The organism is Verrucomicrobium sp. BvORR106 (assembly GCF_000739655.1).
In the GTDB taxonomy this organism is placed as follows: domain Bacteria; phylum Verrucomicrobiota; class Verrucomicrobiia; order Verrucomicrobiales; family Verrucomicrobiaceae; genus Verrucomicrobium.
The window spans coordinates 1-15,672 of record NZ_BATR01000050.1 but is presented as its reverse complement, the minus strand read 5'-3'; the positions used below and the strand labels follow the sequence as shown (position 1 = coordinate 15,672).

13 protein-coding genes are annotated in these 15,672 nt (G+C 61.2%); 12 read left to right on the top strand and 1 reads right to left on the bottom strand.

The genetic code is table 11. The features are described from left to right. The first annotated feature begins 2 nt into the window (after nucleotides 1-2). The 6 genes from BV106_RS39230 (at nucleotide 3) to BV106_RS07555 (ending at nucleotide 7,311) form a co-directional block, all read left to right on the top strand. Complete coding sequence (locus tag BV106_RS39230; RefSeq protein ID WP_343123371.1) at nucleotides 3-143, top strand: hypothetical protein; 141 nt, start codon at nucleotides 3-5, stop codon at nucleotides 141-143. Nucleotides 144-232: 89 nt separating this feature from the next. Then, complete coding sequence (locus BV106_RS07575) at nucleotides 233-1,591, top strand: DUF58 domain-containing protein (RefSeq protein ID WP_038162831.1); 1,359 nt, start codon at nucleotides 233-235, stop codon at nucleotides 1,589-1,591. 31 nt (nucleotides 1,592-1,622) lie between these two features. Next, nucleotides 1,623-2,642 carry a stage II sporulation protein M gene (locus tag BV106_RS07570; protein WP_038162828.1) on the top strand — a complete coding sequence of 340 codons (1,020 nt, stop codon included), beginning with the start codon at nucleotides 1,623-1,625 and terminating at the stop codon, nucleotides 2,640-2,642. Nucleotides 2,643-2,690: 48 nt separating this feature from the next. Next, on the top strand, nucleotides 2,691-3,467 hold the full coding sequence (locus BV106_RS07565) for an RDD family protein (protein WP_038162825.1): 777 nt from the start codon (nucleotides 2,691-2,693) through the stop codon (nucleotides 3,465-3,467). 219 nt (nucleotides 3,468-3,686) lie between these two features. Continuing rightward, complete coding sequence (locus BV106_RS07560; RefSeq protein WP_051945362.1) at nucleotides 3,687-6,311, top strand: PVC-type heme-binding CxxCH protein; 2,625 nt, start codon at nucleotides 3,687-3,689, stop codon at nucleotides 6,309-6,311. Between the two features lie 205 nt (nucleotides 6,312-6,516). After that, nucleotides 6,517-7,311 (top strand): dienelactone hydrolase family protein, encoded by a 795-nt coding sequence (locus BV106_RS07555; protein ID WP_038162823.1) that lies wholly within the window; start codon nucleotides 6,517-6,519, stop codon nucleotides 7,309-7,311. 240 nt (nucleotides 7,312-7,551) lie between these two features. On the opposite strand, the gene BV106_RS07550 is transcribed toward BV106_RS07555, so the two are convergent. Continuing rightward, nucleotides 7,552-9,600: a type II and III secretion system protein gene (locus BV106_RS07550; protein ID WP_265595427.1), complete on the bottom strand. Its 2,049-nt coding sequence runs from the start codon at nucleotides 9,598-9,600 to the stop codon at nucleotides 7,552-7,554. A 301-nt stretch (nucleotides 9,601-9,901) separates the two neighbouring features. On the opposite strand from BV106_RS07550, the gene BV106_RS07545 reads away from it, so the two are divergent. The 6 genes from BV106_RS07545 to BV106_RS35230 are packed head-to-tail and all read left to right on the top strand — an operon-like array spanning nucleotide 9,902 to nucleotide 15,567. Beyond that, entirely contained in the window at nucleotides 9,902-11,569 is a 1,668-nt protein-coding gene (locus tag BV106_RS07545; protein ID WP_038162818.1) for a choice-of-anchor K domain-containing protein, read from the top strand. Nucleotides 11,570-11,592: 23 nt separating this feature from the next. Next, the gene (locus BV106_RS07540; protein ID WP_051945360.1) at nucleotides 11,593-12,666 is read left to right on the top strand and encodes an ATPase, T2SS/T4P/T4SS family; all 1,074 of its coding nucleotides are present in this window, start codon (nucleotides 11,593-11,595) and stop codon (nucleotides 12,664-12,666) included. Continuing rightward, complete coding sequence (locus BV106_RS07535; RefSeq protein WP_038162816.1) at nucleotides 12,653-13,522, top strand: hypothetical protein; 870 nt, start codon at nucleotides 12,653-12,655, stop codon at nucleotides 13,520-13,522. The genes BV106_RS07540 and BV106_RS07535 overlap by 14 nt, the downstream gene beginning before the upstream one ends. Before the next feature lie 39 nt (nucleotides 13,523-13,561). Next, nucleotides 13,562-14,110: a hypothetical protein gene (locus BV106_RS07530; protein WP_038162814.1), complete on the top strand. Its 549-nt coding sequence runs from the start codon at nucleotides 13,562-13,564 to the stop codon at nucleotides 14,108-14,110. A gap of 39 nt (nucleotides 14,111-14,149) precedes the next feature. Then, entirely contained in the window at nucleotides 14,150-14,710 is a 561-nt protein-coding gene (locus BV106_RS07525) for a hypothetical protein (protein ID WP_038162812.1), read from the top strand. After that, entirely contained in the window at nucleotides 14,707-15,567 is an 861-nt protein-coding gene (locus tag BV106_RS35230) for a hypothetical protein (protein WP_051945358.1), read from the top strand. Before BV106_RS07525 ends, BV106_RS35230 begins: the two co-directional genes overlap by 4 nt. Nucleotides 15,568-15,672 lie beyond the last annotated feature (105 nt).

The following is a 15,672-nucleotide window of genomic DNA, read 5'->3' as shown; positions in this document are numbered from 1 at the left end:
TCGTGACACCTGACGACGTGCGCGCCCTGGCCGCTCCCGTCTTGGGACACCGCATGGTGCTGCGTCCGGAGTTTGAGATCGAGGGCCTCACCCTTGAGGAACTGATCGGTCGCGTGCTGGAGGCGGTACCGGTGCCTCGCTAGGCTCTGGCCCTGCTCCGTCGGGAGATTGCTTCCAGTGGCCTTTCCCTCCTGCCTGCTCTGGTGTGTGTTGAGTTGATCTGAAACGACCCATGCTCGTCCCCTCCAACCGCCTGCTGCTTTACACGGGCATCCTGGGCATCCCGCTCTTCACCCTGCTCGGCCTGGCCGAGGCTCCCGTGGTGGCCATGATGGGCATTGCCGTCTTGCTGCTGCTCCTGGTGGCTCTGGATGCGCCCAGCGCCGCTGCCTCCCTGCAAGCGCTAAAGGTGAAGCTGCCTGAGACCATCCGCACCTCCAAGGGGCGTGAGGTCGTTCTGGAAGGCACCCTCACCAATCCCGGCGGACGCTGCCGCTGGCTCCGCGTGGGGCTGGGCTTTCCAGATGGGCTGGATTGTGAACGCCCCATCCTCAACCCCACGCTCAAAAAGGATCTGGAAAACACCCGCCTCCACTGGACCCTGAAGGCGACGGAACGCGGCAACTACCTTCTGAAACGGGTGCATCTGGAGGGGCGCTCGCGCCTGGGTCTGTGGCATGCCCGCCGCGCTCTCCCCTGCAAGACGGAGTTCCGCGTGTACCCGGACCTCACAAGAGAGCGCAATGTGCTGGCACCGCTCTTTTTCCGCCGGGGCGTCATCGGCATTCACCACGTGCGTCAGATCGGCAAGGGCCGTGAATTCGAGCAACTGCGCGAGTATGCCCCGGGGGACAGCTACGATGACATCTTCTGGCGTGGCACTGCCAAGCGCCGCTTCCCAGTGACCAAGATGTTCCAGCTGGAGCGCACCCAGGAGGTGTACGTCGCCATCGATGCCTCCCGCCGGAGCGCCCGGCGGCTGGACCAGCTGGCAGAGCATCCAGATTCCGGATTCCTGGCCAAGACGCATCTGGAGCGCTTCATCCAAGCCACGCTGGTGCTGGCCCTGGCCGCAGAGCAGCAGACGGACAAGTTCGGCCTGATCGTCTTCTCTGACCGCGTGCACCGCATCATTCCCGCCGGAGGTGGCCGCAGCCACTACAACACCATCCGGGACGTGCTCTACACCCTACAGGCCGATCCCGTGAGCCCGGACTTCGAGGATGTCTTCATACACATTGGCAACCGTCTGCGCCATCGCTCCCTGATGATCTTCCTCACCGACCTGGGTGAGCCCTGGCTGTCCGAGCAGTTTGTGGAAGGTGTGGGCCTGGTGGCGCGGCGGCACGTGGTGCTGACCCACATGCTGGGGCAGAAGGAGATCGCGCCCCTCTTTGGCAAGAGTGATCAAATCAAAAACGATGAGGAGCTCTACAGCCGTCTGGCCGGGCAGCTCCTCTGGAACGATCTGCAAGACACGACGCGGTTGCTGAAGCAGCGCGGGGTGCACCTGACCTCCTCCCTCCAGGACAATCTGGTGGCGGATGTGGTGAATGAGTACCTGCGCGTGAAGAAGCGCCAGCTGATCTAGCCGCCAGTGACCCCGGACCGCCCCCATCCCCATGATCGCTGATCTCAAGACTTTCATCGAACGTGAACGCCCTGTCTGGCAGGAGCTGGAGCGGGAGCTGGGTCGGGTCCGAGAAGGCCTGGCCTCGCTTTCCGACCTCAAGTACTCCCGCCACCTGCTGGCACTCTATCAGCGGGCCTCTGCCGATCTGGCCCGGATCCAGGGATACTCGGCCGAGCCGGAGTTGAAGGCGTATCTGGAGAATCTGGTGGGCACGGGCTACGCGGAGATTCACTCCGCCACGCGGAATTCCCGACACTTCAAACCCTGGCAGTGGCTCACCCGCACGTTTCCGGAAACCTTCCGCCGCCAGCTCTGGGGCTTCAACGTGGCGGTCATGCTCACCCTGGTGGGCGCGATGCTCGGCGGGATCCTTGTGCTGCACGGCAACGAGGGGCGCGAGGCCATCTTCCCGTCCCAGTTTGGCCACCTCGTGGAGCAGACGCCCAGCCAGCGAGTGGCTCGGGAGGAGCGGCCCACTGAGTTCGACCGCATGGCCGGGCACAAGGCCAAGTTCTCAGCGGAACTGATGCAGAACAACATCACCGTCTCCCTGCGGGCGCTGGCGTTTGGCATCACCTTCGGCATCCTCACCGTCGTGTTGTTGTTCTACAACGGGGTGATCCTCGGAGCGGTGGCGGTGGACTATGTGATGGATGGGCAGATCGTCTTCCTCTTTGGCTGGCTGCTGCCGCACGGCTCCATTGAGATCCCGGCGATCCTGGTCGCCGGGCAGGGCGGGCTGGTGCTGGGGCGCGCCCTCATCGGCTGGGGCACCCCGCATAGTTTGCGGAAGCGGCTTCGCCTGATCACGCCGGATCTGGCCACTCTGGCGGGCGGCGCTGCCGTCATGCTGGTCTGGGCAGGCATCGTGGAGGCCTTTTTCTCCCAGTACCACGCGCCCGTCCTGCCATACTGGGTAAAGATCACCTTCGGCACCTTGGAGCTGATCGGGCTGATTGCCTTCCTCTTCCTCTGCGGCCGGCGGGCCTCATCGAAACCCGCTGCTTGATCCCAGCCCTCCTCCTTCGCGACATCCTCTTTTGACGCCGTCCTGCCCATGAATGCCAGCCGCACCGCCACGCTGCAGATCGCCACTCCAGAGGGGGTGGCCTTCTCCCTGCCCCTGGCCGGGCCGTTCACCCGGGCGATGGCGTTCTCCATTGATTTCGTGGCCATCATGGCCGCCATGAATGTCATCGCCCCGATCCTGCGCGCCATGCAACTCCTCGGAGGCGACACGGGCATGGGCGTCGCCATTCTGATCCAGTTCGTGTGCATGGAAGGCGCCCGCATGGCGATGGAACTCTTCTGGCGCGGCCAGACGCTGGGAAAAAGGGTGATGGGCCTTCGCGTCATGGACGAGAGCGGATTGAAGCTCCGCCCGTCTCAGGTGGTGGTGCGGAATCTCCTCCGCTTCGTGGACATGCTGCCCATGTTCTATGCCTTGGGCGGCGTGGTGGCCCTGTTCAATTCGCGCTCACAACGCCTGGGTGACCTCGCCGCAGGCACCGTCGTGGTACGCACCATCAAGACCACCCCGCCGGATGTGGCCGCGGTGCTGGCTGGCAAGTACAACTCCTTGCGGGACCATCCGCATCTGGAAGCGCGGCTACGGCAGAAGGTGGGGCCGGAGGAGGCACAGGTGGCGCTCAATGCCCTGGTTCGCCGGGAGGAACTCACGCCCGAAGCCAAGATCACCCTCTTCGAAAACCTCGCCAATCACTTCCGAGAGCTCGTCAAGTTCCCCGAGGAGACCGTTCATGGCCTGAGTGACGAGCAGTATGTGCGAAATGTGGTGGAGACCATCTTCCGACGTCGCAAAGGGGCGGACTGAGGGGGCAAACTTAGCCAAAACCGACAAGCCCGGCTCATTTCTTGCGAACCGACTGAAACAGCGGGAACATGGTGACCGATAAGTGAGCCGTGCCGCTCCCAGCCGCCTCTGGGCGGGTCTGCAAGCGGATTGGCCTGTCCAATTCCGACACGCTCACGCTGTTCACTGGTCCCAAAACTGCCCGCTCTTGCCACTGTCGTAGTCATCTGATCCATCCAAATGAGCATCCGTTCCCTTGCCCTGCCCTTGACCGGGGTTGCCCTGTCGCTGGCCACACTCACCTCGCCAGCCCAGGAGGCTGCCAAAACCACCCCGCCAGCAGCGGCGGCCCCCAAGGAAGATCGCACCAAGAACCGCGGGCCAGAATCCGTGGAACTGAAATTCAAGCTGCCCCCACCTCCGGTCCTGAGCCCGGAAGAGGCCTTGAAGGCCATCAAAGTGGCCAAGGGCTTCAAGGTACAGCTGGTCGCCGCAGAGCCGCTGGTGGAGGCTCCCGTGGCCATGAGCTGGGATGATCAGGGCCGTCTCTACGTGGTGGAGATGCGGGGGTATATGAATGACGTGAACGGCGGTGGCGAAGACCAGCCGATCGGTCGCATCAAGCGGCTCGAAGACACGGACGGCGATGGCAAGATGGACAAGGCCACCGTCTTTGTGGACAAGCTCCTCATGCCTCGCGGGGTGATGGCGCTGGGTGACGGTGCCATTGTCGCCGAGCCACCGAATCTCACCTTCTATCACGACACGGACGGCGACGGCGTGGCCGACAAGCAAGAAGTCATCGGCGGTGCCTACGGCAGTGCGGGCGGGCAGCCAGAGCACATGGCCAACTCCCCGACCTGGTGCATGGACAACCTTATCTGGAGCGCTGGCTACGGTCAGCGCATCCGCTACAGTCAGGGCAAATTCACCTCTGAGCCCACCAAGAGCGGTGGCCAGTGGGGCCTGACCCAGGACGACTGGGGTCGTCGTTACTTCAACTACAACAGCGACCTGCTCCGCAGTGACCTGCTCCCGCCGGCCGTGTATGAGCGCAACCCGAACCTGACCGACCGCCTGGCGCTGAACTACCAGGTGATGAAGGACCAGGCCACTTGGCCAGCCGTCCCGACCCCCGGCGTGAACCGCGGGTACACGGATAAACAGCTGCGCCCCGACGGCCGACTGGCCTCCGTCACGGGAACCTGCGGTGCTGGCATCTACCGAGGTGATCTCTTCCCAAAGGAATTCCGCGGCAACGCCTTTATCCCCGAACCCTGCGGCTTGCTCGTGAAGCGACTGATTCTGAGTGAAAACGGCGGCGTTTTGAGCGCGAAGAACGCCTACACGGAGACCGAATTCCTCACCTCCACGGACGAACGCTTCCGCCCGGTGAATGCCTACAATGGTCCGGACGGCGCCCTCTACATCGTGGACATGGCCCGCGGCATCATCCAGCACAAGTTCTTCCTCACCCACTACTTGGTGGCCAACATTGAGGCCCGCAAGCTGGAGCAGCCCGTCAATCTCGGCCGCATCTATCGCGTCGTGCCCGAAGACAAGACCGCCCCGGTGGCCGTGAAACTGCCCAAGGAATCAGCCGGCATTGTGGCGCTTCTGGCTCACCCGAATGGTCACGTGCGCGACACCGCCCAGCGTGTGCTCGTAGAGCGTGGCGATGTCTCCGTCGTCCCTGCCATTGCCGAGATCGCCGCCAAAGCGGAACTGCCCCAGGCCCGCGTGCAGGCCCTGTGGACATTGGAAGGCCTGAAGGCCCTCACCCCGGAAGTGCTCACTGCCGCCCTCAAGGACTCGCACGAGAAAGTGCGCGTGGTGGGCGTGCGTCTGGCCAACCTCCTCGTGATGCCTGAGCTATACAAGATGCTTGAGGACACCAGCGCTGAGGTGCGCGTACAACTGGCCCTGCAACTCAGCGCCCAGCCGGGACCTGAAGCGATGAAGGCCGTGCTCGCTCTTCTGAAGAAGGGTGGCAGCCCGCTGCTCAATGACGCCATCACCTCCGGTCTGCGCGGTCGCGAACTGGAGTTCCTGCAAGCGCTCCTCGCCGAACCTGCGGGCAAGACGGACACTCTCGTGACCAGCGGCCTCGTCCAGGTGCTTGCCAACTGCGTGACCACGGAGCGCAAAGCGGCCCGCGTCAGCGGCCTGCTGGAAGTCGTCGCCGCCCAGGCCCCCAACAGCCCCCGCCAGCTGGCCCTCTTGAACGGGATGGCCGGCACGCCGCTGGACAAGAAGGCCAAAGCGCAACCGCGCAAGCTTCTCTATCTGGAGGCCCAACCCTCCTCTCTGACGGCCCTCTCCACCGAGCTCGCGAGCAACAAGGCTGCCAACACCCTGCTGACCACCGTGGACAAAGCACTCGCCTGGCCCGGCAAACCCGGCGTCCCTCCGCCGCCGGTGGTGAAGCCGCTCTCGGCTGATCAACAGGCCCAGTTTGAGAAGGGCAAGCTCATCTATGCCGGCCTCTGCGCGGCCTGCCATCAGCCCGGTGGTGCCGGCCTGGAAGGTCTGGCTCCACCCGTGGTGGACTCCGAGTGGGTCACTGGCCCCGTGGACCGTCCCGCCCGCATCATCATGCACGGCCTGAGCGGCCCTGTGACCGTGAGCGGCCGCACCTGGCATCTGGAGATGCCCCCGCTCCCCCACCTGACGGACGATGACATCGCCAACGTCCTCACCTACATGCGCCGCGAGTGGGAACACACCGCCTCTCCGGTCTCGGCCAAGGAGATCAATGCCATCCGCACCGCCAATGCAGGCCGTACCAAAGCCTGGACCGCGGACGACTTGAAGAAGGCTGTGAAACCGGCTGCAAAGGAAGCGCCCAAAGCAGCCGCGAAGTAACCCGGCTCGAAAGCCTGTTACTTCCTGAAACTTGATTCCCCTTGAGGCCGGTGTTCGCCCTGAACACCGGCCTTTTCATTGCCGCCGTGGGCCGCGAGCGTACGTCCGGCAGCTCTCGTTTGGATGTCTGGACGGCGAACATTTAGTCGCCCTGCAGCGGCTCAAGTTGCTTGCAAGCCCTGCCCTGCGCCGCGTTGGTAAGGGCATGAAAACCTTGCCTCTCTCCGGCGTTCTGGCCGCCCTGTGCACTGTCTTCGCGATGACTCCGATGAACACCCAGGCTGAAGTGAAAGAAACCGCAGTGGAATACACTTCCTCCGGTGCCACCTGCGAAGGCTGGCACGTGTACGATGACGCCAAAACCGGCAAACTTCCTGCGGTGCTGATCGTGCACCAATGGACCGGCCCCAGCGACTATGAAAAGATGCGCGCCCGCATGCTCGCCGAGCTGGGCTACAATGTCTTCGTCGCCGACATCTACGGCAAAGGTATCCGTCCCCAGCCGCCCGAGGCCGGCAAGGAAGCGGGCAAGTACAAGAATGACCGCAAGCTCTATCGCGAGCGTCTCACCTCCGCATTCAATGTGCTCGCACAGAATGAGCATACCGATGCCAGCAAGGTGGCAGTGATCGGCTACTGCTTTGGCGGCACGGGCGCTCTCGAACTGGCCCGCAACGGCGCAGAGGTGAAGGCAGTGGTGAGCTTCCACGGCAGCCTGGGCTCCCCCACACCGGAAGATGCCAGGAACATCAAGGGCCAGGTGCTCGTGTGCCACGGTGAAGATGACCCCTTCGTCCCTGGCGCTGAGGTCGAGGCTTTCCACAGCGAGATGAAAGTCGCCGGAGTGAAGTACAAATTCGTCGCCTATCCCGGCGCCGTGCACTCCTTCACCCAGAAGAAGGCGGGGGACGACGTCAGCAAAGGCTCCGCCTACAACGCCGACGCCGATGCAAAATCCTGGGAGGCGATGAAAGAACTCTTCGCCAGCACCCTGAAGTAAGAGGAGTCAACAACGGGAGAACCGGATATTGTCGAAGCGCCGCAGATGCGGCGCTTCTTTTTTTGTTGGGAGTGCCGACGGCAGCAATGGCAACGGCGGGGACAACCTCCCCACTGGGACCTGCACACGGTCTCATTCAAAAAGACGTCCGCCGGACTGTGCTGCACCCGCAACACGGTCCGGCGGAACCACCACTCCTGGCCCACTCGACCAGGAAATCTGTTTTGGAGAAGCTCCTGCTTAGTAATAGCTCTTCTTGAAAAGCGCCCGACGATGCTTCTTCACATCGTCCAGCAGGCCGGCGAGCTGCCACTTGTACTTGTTAAGCTCCTCCCACTTGTCTGGCTGTGCGGCCAGGTAATGATCCACTTCAGTGCCAAGCTTCTTCACGGCGGCCTCAAGCTCGTCCACGCGAGCATAGTCATCCTTGGTGCCACGGGCCTCCAGGATGGTCTGCTTGAGCTCGTCGCTGCTGCGTTGCAGAAAGAGAATACCTCCAGGGATGGCGTTAATTCCTCCAACCAAGCCACCGTCCTCTCCAATGCGCGGGGTCTTGGGCATGAGCTCCTCCGGCTGGCGTGGCAGCACGGACTGAGGTTTCTCCGGCAGACCACCGTTACGCACATCAATGAGGGAGGGGGTGATGAAGATCATGAGGTTCTTGTGGTTCTTCGCCTTGCCCTTGGTCTTGAAGGCGTAGCCGAGAATGGGGATCTTCCCCAGCACCGGGATGCCCTGCTCCCCTTCCTGTTCGCGGGCTTCGTCCAGTCCACCCACGGCGACCGTGTAGCCGTTGTTCAGCTCCACCGGGGCGCTGTACACGCGGCTTGAAGCGACAGGATATGGATTGCCTTGAATCACCTCGGTGCCGATGATGCTGGAGACGGTGATGGCCAGATTCAGGTTGATCTTGTCATCCATCATACGCTTGGGCAGGATGTTGATGACCGTGCCGATCGGCAGGTAGCTGATGGACGAAGTCGTAGTGGAGCCAGTGCCCAAGCTGGTGGAGGCGGAGCCGCCCAGAACAGGCTGGTTCACCACACTGCGGATGACCACCTCGCGGTTGTTGGTCGTCACCATGCGCGGGTAGCTGACCGTCCGGGTTTCCTGATCCTTCAACATGGCACGCAGCTTGATGTTCACATCCTGGGCGCTGAGCACCGCTGTGGAAGGAGCCATGAAGGTCTTGGCAGCCTGGTTGAGGTCACCGATGGTCAGAAGGTTGGACAAATCAGTACGGAACCCCCCCTCCGTCTGGGGAATCTTGGTGGTGGTGACAACTGAATTTCCGGTTTCAGGATTGGTTACCACGTCCTCCACCTGCCGGAAAAGACCACTCTGCCCAAAGGTGCCGGACCAATCGACGCCGAATTCCTTGCTGGGGTCACGGCTGGTTTCGAAGAACTTCACCTCGATCGCGATCTGCGCCTGCGGCTTGTCGGCTGCCGCCAGATAGCCTTCCACCCACATGTGCTGCAAACGGGTCGCCACCACGTAGAGCATGTTGGAGTCAGACTTCCACAGCACCTTGGGTTTGCGCACGTTGCCGTAGATGTCCAGCGGGACTCCGTTGGCAGCAGGCCCGACAGGCGCGGCCGCGGTAGGCTCAGCGAAACCAGCACCCGCAAGTGCTACCAAACCTCCACCGCCATTGCTCGGGTTTTCCGGCCCCAGGTCAAGGATGGCGCGAATGTCATTGATCAGTTCGCTGCGCTCAGTGCGGAATGTTTCGCGCGCGCCTTGGAGGTCCACCCCGCCAGACGTGACGCCACCCGCGCCACTGCCGCCATCGCTGCCACCACTCGAACTCGATTGCGGCATGCTGATGGCGCTGCCGCCCCCTGCTGAGACCTTGGACACCTTCTCCATGGAGTTGTGCTTCACCATGTAGGCCTTGCCGATCAGCTCCTTGTCATCTGCTGAACGCACGTACCAGATGCCTCCGTCGGGGACCAACGCCAGTCCATTGGCCTTGCACAAGGTTTCCAGTGCCTGGAAAGGGCTCGCATTCAGCGTGAAGGTGATCAGCCGGTCTGCTTCGGGACTGCCGTCAGGAAGAGAGAAGAAAGACATGCCCGCGTCCGTGGCCAGGAACCGGATGACATCCCCCAGCATCGCTTTGGAGAACTCGTAGGGGCGGGGCGGAATCGCTCGAAGCTTGGCAGCCTCGGTCTCATATTGGGGCGAGTTCAGCCGCATGAGGCTGATATCCTGTCCCGCGAGGGGAATCAGGGAGCCCATGAAGAGGAGGCTGCAGCAGAGCCATGAGCGGTGGAATGGTTGCATAGTGGTGGTGTAGACTATGGCAATTATGGATTCAACGACGAATTTGTAAAGAGTTTTTAATATTTCCCGTAGATAATCTAATTTTTGCGAGAGCCTTCCTTCGTTTTCCCCTGCCGTGCAGTCACCCATTTGCGGGGATTTCCTAACGGGGGCTCTGAGTTAAGCTCGCTTTGCCCCTCTGGATGATTGAGAACCGTGCTTTTTTAAAAAAGCAGTAAGGTCCGGTTCCTAAAAATACAATTACCATAAAATGTTTATCAAAAAGCTTGAAATTTCATATTAATTGTCAATATTGTGAATCATGCGGCCTGTCTATTATCGACATAAAAATCAGCAACGCCCCGGCTTCACGCTGGTAGAGCTGATCTTGGCGATTGCCGTGACCTCTGTGCTGGCTGCGGTGGTGGTGGTGAATCTGGTAGGCACAAAGGCCGCAGTGGAGGAAACCAAACTCCAGGTCGACGTGAACAAGCTCAACAACCTTATTTCCTTGTACCAGGCAGATGGGGGGTCGCTCACCGGGGTGACCAATCCTCAAAGTATCGTCGACAAGCTCAAGACCGTTCGGACCAACGCGGACGCCAAGCTTCAGGCAGGATCAATGACCGGGCGCTATGTGGATGTCCGCCTGGCCACCAAGATGCAGGACAGCTCCCAAGCAGCCTCCTCGAGTCCGCGTGCCGTCTGGAATCCCACCACCCAACGCTTTGACATCAGCACAGCCCCTGGAACGGCTGGAGTCTCTGACTTCGTGCTTGATGACAACCTGGCCGAAACCCTGTACCCCACCGAGGCCCGTACGCGCACGGCCATGCAGTACAACGGGAACAACGGCTGGGTCTGGAATCCTGATGGTACAAACAGAAACAACGCCTTCCTCACGCCCGCCAACGCCACGCTGAACATTCAGGATAACGTCTTCGATCCCAACACCGTTCCTCCTACGGAGACGACGACTACCGGCAGCACCACCAGTGGCAGTACCACTTCTGGCAGCACGACCACGGGTAGTACGACCAGCGGCAGCACCACTTCGGGAAGCACGACTTCAGGGAGCACCACCTCTGGCAGCACTACGTCTGGGGGAACGACAAGCGGCGGCACTACGGGCATCCTCGCCCCCACCACGCTGCCCAAGCCCATCAACCAGCCCAACGGCGCAACCTACAGTGAGGCCGCCTTCCCCACCACGGTCACCATCAACCGAAACGGTGCACCTCTGCTTGGTAGTGTGCTGCGCTACCGTAAGAACAGCGGGGCCTGGACCGACTATACCGGCCCCATTCCCGTCGTGTCCGGCGACAAAATCGAGTCGAAAAACTTCACCACGGACGCCCTCCTCTACGCGGACAGCAGTTCCGACTCCGACACCTACTATAAGCTGGTCGCCAGCTTCACCGGCAGCCACACCCCCATCTGGACCAGCGTCGCGGGCGGCGGCAACCTCAAATACACGACCGACAACTCCGATCCGGACGGCATTTCCGTAAGCCATGGTGACACCCGCCTCGACCTCGGTGGAGGTCAGTACCTGGATGCCGGGGTGGAGAACCGCATGGACTTCACCCGAGCAGCCTTCGGCGGAGCCGCCGCCAACACGGAGTTCAGCCTGGGAGAGCTGATGATCCTGAACGGAACCACGTTCAGCGACTCCGAAGCCACCAGTGCCACGCTGCGCCTCACCCTAGCCCTGACACAGCCCGTCACCCAGAACGGCACGGTCAACATCAACTACACCATGGTAAGCACGCCTAATACCAGTGACCGACTGGCCAGTGCTGACACCGTGACCGTTCAAAACCCCACGACCTCCTTCAGTGTCACCACGGGCGGCGTGACCTATACCCTGCAGGTCCGGCTTGTCAGTCTGGATGCGGACTCCGGCGTGGTCACAGGAAACACCTTTTACATCTACGAGGGCTCTTCCGCCCGTGCCGCCCTCATGGGCAAGTTTGTGAGCAACAAGTAGCCTCTCCTTCTCCCTTTTTCTGCATGACTCCGCAAGACGACATTCATGAGCGCAGCATCCTGGGACAGCGCATCCTGCAAATCTCCCAGAACTCGGGCATCAGTGATTTCTACATCACGCCCTGGGAACCGCTCGTGTACCGGCTCAACGGCAAGCTCTACTATGATGCCTACACCTATGAGCCCTCCGTGGCCTTGGAAACGAAGACCGGCACCCAGGATTACGCGGTGAGCATGGGAGGGCGCCGCTACCGCGTGAACCGCCTCTCCACTCGCGGCCGTTCCCGCTGGGTGCTCCGTCTCCTGCCGGAGAACATCCCCTCTCTGGAAAACATTTATCTTCCGCCGCCAGCCATCAAGTCTTTCCTGGAGGCCAAGAACGGACTCTTCTTGGTCTGCGGTGCCACGGGCAGCGGTAAATCCACCACCATCGCCGCTTTGGTGCTGGAGCGGGCCAAGCGCCGTCAGGAACATGTGATCACCTTTGAGGATCCCATTGAGTATCTCTATCCCCAAGGTCTTCCCTCCCTTATCTCCCAGCGGGAAATCGGGACGGACGAACTCGACTTTGGCAAGTCCCTGCGCGCCGCCTTGCGTCAAGCGCCTGATGTGATTGTGGTGGGGGAAATCCGCGATGGCGAGACCGCCGAAATCGCCCTTCAGGCAGCGGAAACCGGCCACTTGGTCGTCGCCACGCTGCATACCTCAAGCGCCGCCCAGACGGTGCAACGTTATCTCAAGCTGATCCCTTCTGATCGCCTGGAAAACGCGATGCTCTCATTCGCGGACTGCTTCCGTGGCATCCTTTGCCAGCGCCTGCTGGCGGACGACCAGAAGCAACGCCGTTTCGCCATCCACGAACTCCTTCTGCCTTACGACTCCGTGTGCGGCGTCATCCGCCGCGGCGAGTTCAAGAAGCTGGATCATGAGCTCGAGGCTGGTATGACGCGGGGGATGATCAGCTTCGACCGCAGCCTCCAGCAACGTGAGTACGAGGGCTGGAAGCCTGCGTTCAACCGTCCGACCGGTTTCACTGAAAACGAGGTGTTCGACTACCTCCAGAAAGAACAACTCCTCTCCTCCTATGCCGCTGCTTGATGACATCAAAAGTGTGCTGTCCTTTGCCGCCTTCCGGCCTGAGCCGGATGATGCCGAAGTGCCGTGGAACAAGCGTTTCCAAGGGCGTCGCAGCCTGCTGCTCAATGTGAGCCGCGGTCACGTCTCCTGGCGCAGCTTGAACAAAAAAGGCAGGTTCCAGGATGCTGGCAACAGTGAAGGTGAGTTCGCCGAGGTGGCTCCGCAACGGGCGGAAGAGTGGCGTACCCTCACCGAAGGCGGCTGGGTCAATGTCTCCATCAACAACCGCTTCATCATCTCGCTCGAGAACAACCTGAGCCGCCGGGAAAACAGCGGCGAGTTGCTCAGGTCCAACCCGCGCGCGGTTATTGGAGCCAAATTTGACCGAGGCAAACGCTACGCCCTGTTCCACCACCCTCACTCCACGGCCTCCCTTCTCATGGCGTGTGATGACTCCATGGTGAAGACCACAGAAGAGGTGCTCCGGGCCAACGGCCTCAAAGGCGGACGCATCTGCTGCGGCCTGTTCGCCCTGCTGGAGCAGAAGCTAACGGAACTCTGCGGCAGCAAACAGGACCCCAACGCCAGTTTTGTTATCATCGCCTGTTGCGAAGGATCGATTGCGGCGCTCGTTCAGCAGGCGGGGCAATGGACCGACCTCCGCTGCCGCAGCGGCATCGGCTCAGAGAGCCTGGACGCGATGATCCAGATCATCGCCCCCCTGGTGCAGAAGGCCCAGCCCGGCACACCTGTGTACTTCGTGCACGACGGCAACGACCCCAAGTTTGCCACCGTCATGATGGAGCAGCTTTCCAAGGTGGGCGGCAAGGATATCACCACCGAAGACCAGCTCTGGTCCGCCATCGGCCTCAACTAGGCTTTTCTCCTTTTCGCTTCCTCGAACCTCTCCTTTTCCATGAGCCACCTCTGCCACGATTTCAAAAGTCCGCGCCCGGACAGCTCCCAGCGTCTGCCCCAGATCTTCGTGCTGGTCCCGGCTCTGTTTTACCTGGTGATGTTGGGGGGATCCTATCTGGGGATCACCTCTTACCTCGGCTACCGGGAGGCGCTCAAAAGCCGTGATTCCTGGGTCCAGCAGCAAGCGGATTTTGACGCGAACCGCATGAAGTACGAAACGGAACTTGCTGACGTCAGCAAGGAGAAATTCAAAGCGGAAAAACTCGCCCAATGGGTGGAAGGCACCCGCAGCCTGCAGCCCATCAGCGTCGCCATTGCCCGGGCTCTGCCACCGGAGATCACCATCGCAGAGCTCTCCCTGGAACGCAGCCCTGAACTCCCCCAGCAGGTCGGGCTGACGGTCCTGATCAACAACGGCACGCTGGAGGATGTGAACCGCATCCAGTCCGCCGTGGGACTTCTTAACTACCGCCCCTTCAACAGCCAGCAGAGCAAGGCTGGGGAGGCTCTCGAGTACAAGTCGATGCTGGTCTGGCAGCAGTTTTGACCCTCTAGCCAACTTTCGCCCACCCCACTCCGAAACACCATGAACGGCAAAAAAATAGCCTGTGTGATCCTGATGATGATCCTCGCCGGGATCACCTACGGGGCACAGATCCTGCAGAAGCGGGCCAAGGCCATGCGCGAGGAATCTGAAAGCGCAGAAGCTTCTTATGCCAACGCAAAGATGATGTGCGAGGTGCAGGAGAACACGCTCATCAAGACCAAATACGACAACCGCGATTTGAGTGAGTTCCTGAAAGAGTGGGATCCTGAACTCCAGAAGATTCAAACGGGGCAGGAAGCGGAACAGGCGTTGCTCAGCATCGTGCGCAACAGTCGCATCCTCACCGTCTCGCAGAAGTTCGAAGTCAAGGAGAACAGGGCCAATCCTGTGGTTCCCAAAAGCCTGCAGGGCACGCTGGTGGTTCAGGATGATTACGCCAAGACCATGAACTGGCTGGCAGAGCTGGAACGCCGTCTTCCACTGGCCAGCATTTCTGTCTGCCGTATGCGGCAGGGGGAGAATGGCCGGCAACTCAATCTGGAAATCCATTTCGACATCCCGTTGGTGAACCTCAAGGCTGACATGGAGGTGAAACGATGACCCCAATCTGGAAAAGTTTTAGAGATGCCCGGTCGGTACTGGCCAGCACGTACCTCGCGTGCCTGATTGTCTGTTCCTCAGCTGGCGCCCAGGAGAATTTCCTGCCTGACGGCACGGTCGCACCGACAGCTCCGGAAAGCGTCAAATACACCTTGATCAAACCTGGTGACAAAACCTCCGAGAACGTGAAGGAGGGTGAGCGCAACCCCTTCACCAAGGGGGACAAGGTGGTGCAAAGCCTGGATCAAAATGGCACGACCGAGGAAAATGACATTCGCGAGCGACTTTCCAAGCTCAGAGTGGTGGGGGTCTCACCCGGGGCGCGCGGTCTCAGGGTCATGCTGGGTGACATGGTGCTGGAGCCCGGTGAGGACGTGCCCCAGGTGCTGCCCGAACAATCGATCTCGCTGCGCGTGGGAAACATCTCTCCACGCGCTATTGAACTCGTCTGGGTGGAAAAAAAGCCGTCGGGCCTGCCCCCGCGAGTGTTGACCATTCCCGTGGACTTGCGTCCGTACGTACGATCCATTCTCAAGGGACAGGCCAACAGCGTCAACCAGTGGGAGAAAGAGAAGCCCGAGACCGCACGCGGCGTAGTCGCCACCGACTTCCCTGACGTGGCGCAGACTTCCGCCCAGAACCCGACGCAGCTTGCCCAAAACGACCGGTCTGCGCCCAAGCCTCCTGTAGCGTCGGCAACCGCCGGACAAAGCACCTCACACCAGGCACCTGCCCAGCCCACCGCGGACGGCGGAGACACACCTCACCTCACCCTGCCTGCGGTACCCGAGCTGGAAGAAGCCATGAGCCTGCTGAAAAAACTCGTGCCGCTGGGTGGCGGCGGGGAGAAGAAATAACATGAAAACAACGCCCAGACAGCCTGCCGGATTCACGGCTGCGGAGATGCTGGTGGCCACCATGATCGGGGCCGTCGTCATCGGGGCGGCAGCGATGGCCTATGC